This window comes from Glycomyces algeriensis, from assembly GCF_027622855.1.
GTDB classification, from domain to species: domain Bacteria; phylum Actinomycetota; class Actinomycetes; order Mycobacteriales; family Micromonosporaceae; genus Glycomyces; species Glycomyces algeriensis.
In genome coordinates this window covers 21,505-30,099 of the sequence record NZ_JAPZVR010000028.1, presented here as the reverse complement: position 1 = coordinate 30,099, position 8,595 = coordinate 21,505, and the positions used below count along the sequence as shown (strand labels likewise).

10 protein-coding genes, 1 tRNA gene and 1 pseudogene are annotated in these 8,595 nt (G+C 69.2%); 2 read left to right on the top strand and 10 right to left on the bottom strand.

The annotated features are described in order from the left end of the window. Positions 1–539: MFS transporter (locus O2L52_RS24960; RefSeq protein WP_333490228.1), on the top strand; the 539-nt coding region annotated here is incomplete at its 5' end. A 27-nt stretch (positions 540–566) separates the two neighbouring features. Here the strand turns inward: O2L52_RS24960 and O2L52_RS24955 are convergent. Then, a pseudogene (locus O2L52_RS24955) lies at positions 567–953 on the bottom strand (oxygenase MpaB family protein); the annotation flags it as partial. A 154-nt stretch (positions 954–1,107) separates the two neighbouring features. Between O2L52_RS24955 and O2L52_RS24950 the strand changes: the two are divergent. Then, positions 1,108–1,428: a hypothetical protein gene (locus O2L52_RS24950; RefSeq protein ID WP_270118970.1), complete on the top strand. Its 321-nt coding sequence runs from the start codon at positions 1,108–1,110 to the stop codon at positions 1,426–1,428. Positions 1,429–1,596: 168 nt separating this feature from the next. Here the strand turns inward: O2L52_RS24950 and O2L52_RS24945 are convergent. The 9 genes from O2L52_RS24945 to dnaJ all read right to left on the bottom strand — a co-directional run bounded on the left by O2L52_RS24945 (position 1,597) and on the right by dnaJ (position 8,582). Next, positions 1,597–1,670: transfer RNA gene (locus O2L52_RS24945), tRNA-Met, on the bottom strand. A gap of 154 nt (positions 1,671–1,824) precedes the next feature. Next, positions 1,825–2,724, bottom strand: coding sequence for a GTPase Era (gene era / locus O2L52_RS24940; protein WP_270118969.1), 900 nt, complete (start codon positions 2,722–2,724; stop codon positions 1,825–1,827). Then, positions 2,717–3,055 (bottom strand): cytidine deaminase, encoded by a 339-nt coding sequence (locus tag O2L52_RS24935; protein ID WP_270118968.1) that lies wholly within the window; start codon positions 3,053–3,055, stop codon positions 2,717–2,719. Before O2L52_RS24935 ends, era begins: the two co-directional genes overlap by 8 nt. Further along, positions 3,048–4,352, bottom strand: coding sequence for a hemolysin family protein (locus tag O2L52_RS24930; protein WP_270118967.1), 1,305 nt, complete (start codon positions 4,350–4,352; stop codon positions 3,048–3,050). Before O2L52_RS24930 ends, O2L52_RS24935 begins: the two co-directional genes overlap by 8 nt. 6 nt (positions 4,353–4,358) lie before the next feature. After that, the gene (gene ybeY, locus O2L52_RS24925) at positions 4,359–4,832 is read right to left on the bottom strand and encodes an rRNA maturation RNase YbeY (protein ID WP_270118965.1); all 474 of its coding nucleotides are present in this window, start codon (positions 4,830–4,832) and stop codon (positions 4,359–4,361) included. After that, positions 4,810–5,853: a PhoH family protein gene (locus O2L52_RS24920; protein ID WP_270118964.1), complete on the bottom strand. Its 1,044-nt coding sequence runs from the start codon at positions 5,851–5,853 to the stop codon at positions 4,810–4,812. Before O2L52_RS24920 ends, ybeY begins: the two co-directional genes overlap by 23 nt. A gap of 141 nt (positions 5,854–5,994) precedes the next feature. After that, positions 5,995–6,348: a histidine triad nucleotide-binding protein gene (locus O2L52_RS24915; protein ID WP_270118962.1), complete on the bottom strand. Its 354-nt coding sequence runs from the start codon at positions 6,346–6,348 to the stop codon at positions 5,995–5,997. 14 nt (positions 6,349–6,362) lie between these two features. Further along, a complete protein-coding gene (locus O2L52_RS24910) occupies positions 6,363–7,088 on the bottom strand; it encodes a 16S rRNA (uracil(1498)-N(3))-methyltransferase (RefSeq protein WP_270118960.1) in 726 nt (241 codons plus the stop codon). 360 nt (positions 7,089–7,448) lie between these two features. Then, positions 7,449–8,582, bottom strand: coding sequence for a molecular chaperone DnaJ (gene dnaJ, locus O2L52_RS24905; protein ID WP_270118959.1), 1,134 nt, complete (start codon positions 8,580–8,582; stop codon positions 7,449–7,451). Positions 8,583–8,595 lie beyond the last annotated feature (13 nt).

The following is an 8,595-nucleotide window of genomic DNA, read 5'->3' as shown; positions in this document are numbered from 1 at the left end:
CCGCCTTCACGATGAGCACCTCGAACCTGTACCTCGTCCCGCTCATGACCGGACGCGGCACGGACACCGCCACCGCCGCATGGGTCCTGGGCATCTGCGGCGCAGGACAGCTCCTCGGCCGTATCGCTCACGCGCCCATCGCGATCCGCACCGGACCAACCGTCCGCGCGGTCGCCATCCTCGCCATCGGCGCCGCGACCACCCTCGCCACCGCGCTCATCGCGGGCCCCCTCGGCCTGGTCTTCGCCACGGTCGTCCTCCTCGGCGCCGCACGCGGCGCCTTCACCCTGCTCGACGCCACCGCCATCACCGACCGCTGGGGCCCCAACGGCTACGGCACCCTCCACGGCATCCTCTCCGCCCCGGCCACCATCGCCATCGCCCTCAGCCCCTGGGCAGGAGCCCACCTCACCGCCTGGACCGGCGGCACCCCGCAGATGTTCACCCTCCTCGCCGCCATCACCGCCCTCGCAGCGGCGATCATCCTGGCGGAGCGCCTCGCGAAGCGGCCCTTGGGGGTTCGTGCCGCAGCGAAGTGACGGCTCGGCGCGGTCGCCGAGTCCGGGTCAGGGCGCCACGGTCGTTCGCGGCGGCGTCCAGCGTCCGCGCCGGTGCGGCACGCCGAACTCCGGCTTCAGCTCCGCCGGGATGGCGTAGTGCATGACCCGGCCCCGGGTCAGCACACTGAGCTGGAACACGGTGGTGAGGTGGCCCAGCCGGTCGATGCCCCACTCCCCGAACGGCGATCGCTCCTCGACCGACTCGACCACCCGCAGGAGCGACGGCGCGACCTTCGCGACCGCGTCCCAATTGGAGCGCGGCACCTCGAGCCAGTCGGCGCAGGTGTCGCCGATGAGGTGGCGGATCATCGCGCTCACGATCGGGTCGAAGAACGTCCCGGGCACGACCTCCTCGTACATCTCGATGAGCTGGCGGGTGAGGTCGGCGCCTTCGAGGACGAGTCCTGGGTACGGCGCAACTTCCTGGTCGCAGCAAACGAGATCATCAACGAGTTCCGGGCTGAGTCCGCAGTTCCACCGGGACGTTGGACGACTGCAGTACGGGGTCGTCCAACAGTCCTACACGGCGTGGAAGCTCCTGGCATGCATGGCCGCGGAGCGCCGGGACTTCGAGACCGGAGAGCTAGCATCGGTGCCCGAATCTTCGGCCTCGCACGACCTGTGGCAACGGATGGCTGCGCCGCTATGGCCCGCGTTCGTCGACGAACTCGCTGCAGTGCGGCCCGGTTCAGAACGGGTTGATCGCGCCGAGCTCGTTTCACAGGCATCGGATCTGGCAGATGTGCTCGAACACTGGTTGGGACTGCTCGGGTTTCAGTGGGTGGATCTGGACGAGGGATTCTCGTTCAAGGTCGCGTCCTGGGACTTTCAGCGGCCGGAGGCCCCTGGTCATAAACGCGCTGCTTAGATTTGGCACTTCCAGTCCATTCAGTGACACGCATCACTTCATTTCGAACTGGCGTTTACAGCCGTGCCGAGGAATCATGGTTCATCCGAGCAACGAACGAGCAACAGGCATGGAAAAACCCGGCTCCCTCTTTCGAGGAAACCGGGTTTCTACCTGGTATTTCTATCGTAGCGGGAGGCGGATTTGAACCACCGACCTCCAGGTTATGAGCCTGGCGAGCTACCGAGCTGCTCTATCCCGCGTCGGTAGTTAAAGAGTACATGACTCCATTCAGCCTCTGCCACAGCGGGGTCCGTGAGCGCAGTCACCGCGCATTCACCTGGCATTTCACTGCAATGCGGAATGTTAACGGCCCGGCCTCCCGCAATCGGGGGGCCGGGTCGGTAAAGCGACGGATCAGAAGCCGAGGCGTTCGAGCATCTTCGGGTCGCGCTGCCAGTCCTTGGCGACGCGCACGTGGAGGTCGAGGTAGACGCGGCTGTCGATGAGCTGGGCGATGCCCTTGCGGGCCTTGGTGCCGACGCGCTTGAGGCGCTCACCGCCCTTGCCGATGATGATGCCCTTCTGGCTGTCGCGCTCGACGTAGATCTCGGCCCAGATCTTCTTGCGCGGGCCGCCGTCGGAGTCCTCGTCCTCGACGTCCTCGATGACGACGGCGAGGGAGTGCGGGAGCTCGTCGCGGACGCCTTCGAGGGCGGCCTCGCGGATGAGCTCGGCCATCATGACCCGCTCCGGCTCCTCGGTGATCATCCCGTCCGGGTAGAGCTGCGGCGATTCGGGGAGTTTGTCCGAGAGGACCTTGACGAGCTCGTCGAGGTTCTCGCCCGTCTTCGCCGAGACCGGCACGATGTCCGCGAAGTCCGCCAGCGCGGCCACGTTGGTCAGGTGCCGCACGAGGGCGTCCTTGGAGACGAGGTCGATCTTGGTGACGACCGCGACGACCTTGGCGCTGAGGTTGGCGATCTCGCCGGCGATGAACTTGTCGCCGGGACCGGGCTTCTCGTTCGCCGGCAGGCACAGCCCGATGACGTCCACCTCGGACCAGGTCTGGCGGACGAGGTCGTTCAGCCGCTCGCCCAGGAGCGTGCGGGGGCGGTGGAGGCCGGGCGTGTCGACCAGGATGAGCTGGGAGTCCGGGCGGTGGAGGATCGCGCGGACCACGTGGCGGGTGGTCTGCGGCCGCTTCGAGGTGATCGCGATCTTCTGGCCCATGATCGCGTTCGTCAGGGTGGACTTGCCCGCGTTCGGACGGCCCACGAAGCAGGCGAAGCCTGCACGGAAGTCATTGCTAGGCAAGACGGGTCACCTCTTTGCGAATGACCGACCAAACGGTGAGGTCGGCGCTGATCTCCCGGGCGGCCTGGAGGCCGTCGTCGTCGGACGCGGTGCCGAAGAGCACCGCGGCCTCAAGCTTGTCGGCCCCGGCCGCGAAGGCCTGGGCCACGGCCGCCTGGAGGGCCGTGAGCTGCAGTGAGGGGAGGTCGACGGCCGCCGAGGCGTAGGTGCGGCCGATGCCGTCGCGCACGGCCGCGCCGGTGGTCTGCTGGACTCGGCCGGCGGCCCCGCGGGCCAGCGTGGCGAGTTTCGCGTCCTCGGCGTCGAGGGCGTCGACGTGCAGGTCAGACATTGATCTTGTGCCTCTCATCGTTCGCGGCGGACGCGGGGGCGTCGCCGTTCTCGGGCAGGCGCGCGACGCGCACCGTCTCGATGCGGTTGCGGCGGCCAACGGTACCCTCAGCGGTCAGTTCGAGCCCGCCCAGCCGGGCCCGGTCGCCCGCGAGCGGGACCTTCCCGAGCTCGGCGGCGAGCAGCCCGGCGACGGTGTCCACGTCGAGGTCGGGCAGGTCGACACCGAACAGCTCCTCCAGGTCCTGCACGGAGAGCCGGGCGGTGACGCGTGCGGTCCGCTCGTCGATCCACGCGACCGGCGGCAGTTCGTTGTCGTACTCGTCGGTGATCTCGCCGACGATCTCCTCGAGGATGTCCTCGATGGTGATGAGCCCGGCGGTACCGCCGTACTCGTCGACGACGGCGGCGATGTGGATGCGGGCGGTCTGCATCTCCCGCAGCAGGTCGTCCACGGGCTTCGAGTCGGGGACGAACGAGACCGCGCGCATCACCTCGCTGACGTGCGGGTTCACGCGGTCGTCGAGGCGCACGAGGTCCTTGAGGTAGACCACGCCGCGCACGTCGTCGAGGTCCTCCCCCACGACCGGGATGCGCGAGAAGCCGGAGCGGAGCGCGACCTGCTCGGCCTCGTCCGCGTGCATGTCCGCGGGCACCCACACCATGGCGGTGCGCGGGACCATGACCTCGCGGGCCACGGTGTCGCCCAGGGCGAACACGGAGGCGATCATGTCGCGCTCCTCGTGGTCCACGGTGCCCTGGGCCTCGGCGGCGTCGACCATCTCGCGGATCTCGATCTCCGAGGTCGCGAACGGGCCCTCGCGGAAGCCCTTGCCGGGCGTGACCGCGTTGCCGAGGAGGATGAGCAGCTTCGCGAACGGGCCGAGCGCGGCGCTGAGCAGGGCGACGGGCCCGGAGACGGCGAGCGCGATCGGGTAGGCGTGCTGGCGGCCCAGGGTGCGCGGGCCGACGCCGATGGCGACGAACGACACGACGGTCATGATCGCGGCGGAGATGCCGACGGCGAGCCACGAGTCGTGCCAGGAGTCGAAGGCCACGACGGCGACTATCGCGATCGCGGCGGCCTCGCAGGCCAGGCGCAGGAGGATGAGCAGGTTCAGGTGGCGCGGCAGGTCCCCGATGATCTTCACGAGGGACTCGGCGCCGCGCTCGCGCTGCTCGGCGAGCTCGGCGGCGCGGGCGGGCGAGACGGCCGTGAGGGCCGAGTCGACCATGGCCGCGGCCCCGGCGACGGCGGTCAGTGCGACCGCCGTCGCCAGGAGCGAGTACGGGATCATGCGGGCCTAACTCTCCGCTGCGGCGTCGCGTTTCGCCCGCCATGCATCGAGCAGCCGGTTCTGCAGGCCGAACATCTCTTTGGCCTGCTCGGGTTCGGCGTGGTCGTAGCCGAGGATGTGGAGCACGCCGTGGACAGTGAGCATGTGCAGCTCATCGGCGGTGGAGTGCCCGGCGTCCTTGGCCTGGGCCTCGGCCACCTCGGGCGAGAGCACGAGGTCGCCGAGGATCGGCGTGCCCGGCTCGGAGGAGTCGGGGCGGCCGGGCATCGCGTCGTCCATCGGGAACGAGAGGACGTCGGTGGGTCCCGTGCCGCCCATCCAGCGCTTGTTGAGCTCGGTCATGTGCTCGATGTCGACGACGAGGATCGAGAGTTCGGCGAGCGGGTTCACGCCCATCTCGTTGAGGGCGAAGTCGGAGACGGCACGGATGCCCGACTCGTCGACTGCTCGCCCGGACTCATTGATGATCTCGATGCCCACGGTTTCCTCGTTGCCCCTTCTTCGGGTCGCCCATGCGGGCGTCCCACTTCTCGTAGGCGTTCACGATATCGCTGACCAGCTGGTGCCTGACGACATCTTCGGCCCGGAGGGTGGCGAAGTGCACGTCCTCGACGCCTTCGAGGATGTCGCGGACGACGCGCAGCCCAGAGGTGGCGTTGTTCGGCAGGTCGACCTGGGTGATGTCGCCGGTGACGACGATCTTCGACCCGAACCCGAGCCGCGTCAGGAACATCTTCATCTGCTCGGGCGTGGTGTTCTGCGCCTCGTCGAGGATGATGAACGAGTCGTTCAAGGTCCTTCCACGCATGAACGCCAGCGGCGCGACCTCGATCGTGCCCGCTTCCATGAGCTTCGGGATCGAGGTGGGGTCGATCATGTCGTGGAGCGCGTCGTAGAGCGGGCGCAGGTACGGGTCGATCTTCTCGAACAGCGTGCCCGGCAGGAAGCCGAGCTTCTCCCCGGCCTCGACGGCGGGGCGGGTCAGGATGATCCGGGTGATCTCCTTGGCCTGCAGCGCCTGCACGGCCTTGGCCATGGCGAGGTAGGTCTTGCCGGTGCCGGCGGGCCCGATGCCGAAGACGATCGTGTTGTTGTCGATGGCCTCCACATAGTGCTTCTGGCCGAGCGTCTTGGGGCGGATGGCCTTGCCGCGCTTGGAGACGATGTTCTGCGAGAGGACATCGACGGGTCGCTCGCCGGGAGCGGCCTTGAGCATGTTCTCGGTGCGCCGGATCATGTCCGGGTCGACGCTCTCACCGTTCTCGACCAAGGCGAGCAGCTCCTTCACGAGTCGTTCGGCGGCGTGCAGCGCGCCGTTGAGTCCGGTGAGGGTGATGGTGTCCCCGCGTACGTGCAGGTCGACGCCGGGATTGCGGCGTTCGATGTAGCGGAGGTTCTCGTCGGCGCGGCCCAGCAGTGCCATGAGCGAGCTCTGGTCGCCGACGGTGATCGTGGACGTGATCGTCGATGTGTGCTGGCCGTTGTCAGAGCTGTCGGTCATAGGCTTCGCCCGCTGAGGGCTGTTCGCCACCTGCTTCCCAAGTGAGACTTCCAGCGGCCTCCGGGCCGCTGTTCTACATGCCTCAATGGTAGTTGGCGCCTGCGACAGGCGACAACGAGTAATCGCAGAGGCGGTGTGATTTCAGGCCGAAAGCATACGTCCGAGCGGTTTTCCGCCCGCAACGTGGAAGTGGACGTGAAAGACGTCCTGGCCCCCGTCCGACCCCGTGTTGGCGAACAGGCGCCAACCGGAGTCGGCCACGCCTTCGGCGGCCGCGACCTCACTGGTCGCCCGCAGCACCTCGCCGGCGAGCGCCGGGTCGGCCGCCGCGAGCTCGGCGACGTTCGCGTAGTGGTCCTTCGGGATGACGAGGACGTGCGTGGGGGCCTTCGGGTACAGGTCCCGGAACGCCAGCACGCGGTCGGTCTCGAGGACTTTCGTGGACGGGATCTCCCCGGCCACGATCTTGCAGAAGATGCAGTCGGCGTCGGTCATGGTGGGCATCTTAGTCACCAGCGGCCGAGGCGGGCCTGCAGCACCGCCAGCGCGGCGGGGCCGGCCGTGGAGGTGCGCAGGACGGTGTCGCCGAGCCGGATCGGCTCGCCGAACTCCTTGAGGGCGGCCAGTTCGTCGGGGCTGATGGAGCCCTCGGGGCCGATGACGACCGCGATCTCGCCGGACTCGGGGAGCGCGACCTGTGAGAGCGGCAGGTCGGCCTCCTCGTGGAGGACGAGGACCTGGCTCGCGTCGCGCAGGCGCGCGACGAGCTGCTTCGTGGTGTGGAGCTCGGCGACGTGCGCGAAGCGGGCTCGGCGGGCCTGCTTGGAGGCCTCGCGGGCGGTCGCGGTCCACTTGGCGCGGGCCTTGTCGCCGCGCGGGCCCTTCCACTGGACGATGGAGCGCGATGCGGCCCACGGGATGACCTCGTCGACGCCGATCTCGGTGAGCATCTGGACGGCGCGTTCACCGCGGTCGCCCTTGGGGAGGGCCTGGACGACGGTGAGCTTCGGGTCGGGCGCCGGGACGGTGCGCCGGTCGACGATCTGGACGCGCACGGAGCCGCGCTCGGCGTGGGTCACGCGGGCGGTGGCCATGCCGCTGGCGCCGTCGCTGAGGAGGAGGGTCTCGCCGGGCTGGAGCCGCTGCACGTCGGCGGCGTGGTGCCCTTCGGGCCCGTCGAGGGTGTAGTCGTCGTCGGCCGGGACGGCGTCGACGAGGAAGACCGGTGCGCTCACCGGGACAGCTTAGTCCGGGCCCGGCCGATGCGGCCCCGGGCGCGGTCACCGGGTGGGAGCCGGGCGCGGCGGCTAGGCGTGCCCGGCGGTGCCGGTGTATTCGCGTCAGGGCTGCCTGCCGTGGTCTGGGTCGCGGGGCTTCAATGCCGAACGGCGCCACGCGTTTCCGCGTGGCGCCGTTGACAAGTCTTGCTATGCGTGACCGTCACTGCGCCTCGGGTTCACCGGATCCCGCTATGCGTGACCGTCACTGGGCCTCCGGTTCACCGGATCCCGCTACGCGTGACCGTCACTGGGCCTCCGGTTCACCGGATCCCGCTACGCGTGACCGTTACTGCGCTTCAGGTTCACCGGATCCCGCTACGCGTGACCGTTGAACGCGTCACGCATACGGCTAAAAAACCCGCTGCCGCCTTTGACCTCTTTGATCTCCTCGTCGCGGAGGCTCGCGAGCTTCTTCAGGAGCTCTTCCTGCTCGGCGTCGATCTTGGTCGGGGTGCGGACGTCGAGCTCGATGAAGAGGTCGCCGCGGGTGCCGCCGCCGCGCAGGCGCGGGACGCCGTGGCCGCGGACCTTCTTGATCGTGCCCGGCTGCGTGCCGGGGACGACCTCGACCTCGACCTGGTCGTCGAGGGTGTGGATGTTGAGCTTGGTACCCAGGGCGGCCTGGGTCATGGGGACGCGGACGCGGCAGCGCAGGTCCGATCCCTCGCGGGTGAAGACCTCGTGGGGCTTCTCGTGGACCTCGACGTACAGGTCGCCGGCGGGGCCGCCGCCGGGGCCGACCTCGCCCTCGCCGGAGAGGCGGATGCGCATGCCGTCCTCGACGCCCGCGGGCACCTTCACGGTGATGCGCCGGCGCGAGCGGACGCGGCCTTCGCCGCCGCACTTGCGGCACGGGTCCGTGATGATCGTGCCGTAGCCGGAGCAGGCCGAGCAGGGGCGCGCGGTGCGGACCTGGCCGAGGATCGTGCGCTGCACGACCTGGACCTCGCCGGAGCCGCTGCAGGTGGAGCAGGTCTGCGGTTCGGCGTCGCCTTCGGTGCAGGCGCCGTTGCAGGAGTCGCAGAGGATCGCGGTGTCCACGGTCAGAGTCGACTCGGTGCCGAACGCGACCTCTTCGAGGTCGAGGTCCAGGCGCAGCAGCGCGTCGTTGCCGGGCCGGGTGCGCGAGCGCGGGCCGCGGCGGCCGAAGCCGCCCATGGAGCCGCCGAAGAAGGCGTCCATGATGTCCTCGAAGCCCATGAACGGCGCGCCGGAGCCGGCGCCCGCACTGCGGGAGAACGGGTCCCCGCCGGCGTCGACGATCGCGCGCTTCTGCGGGTCCATGAGGACCTCGAAGGCCGCGTTGATCTCCTGCAGGCGCTCCTGCGCGTCCGGCTCGTCGCTGACGTCGGGGTGGTACTTGCGCGCCAGCTTCCGGTACGCCTTCTTGAGTTCGTCGTCGGTGGCGGCCCGGTCGACGCCGAGAATGCCGTAGTAGTCCTTAGCCACGTGCGCTCTGTCC

What these genes read in the sequence shown, in the direction of transcription:
- O2L52_RS24915 (WP_270118962.1), bottom strand. Translation starts at nt 6,348, where the DNA reads ATGACCGACGCCGACTGCATCTTCTGCAAGATCGTGGCCGGGGAGATC.
- O2L52_RS24930 (WP_270118967.1), bottom strand. Translation starts at nt 4,352, where the DNA reads ATGATCCCGTACTCGCTCCTGGCGACGGCGGTCGCACTGACCGCCGTC.
- O2L52_RS24950 (WP_270118970.1), top strand. Translation starts at nt 1,108, where the DNA reads ATGGCCGCGGAGCGCCGGGACTTCGAGACCGGAGAGCTAGCATCGGTG.
- O2L52_RS24935 (WP_270118968.1), bottom strand. Translation starts at nt 3,055, where the DNA reads ATGTCTGACCTGCACGTCGACGCCCTCGACGCCGAGGACGCGAAACTC.
- O2L52_RS24920 (WP_270118964.1), bottom strand. Translation starts at nt 5,853, where the DNA reads ATGACCGACAGCTCTGACAACGGCCAGCACACATCGACGATCACGTCC.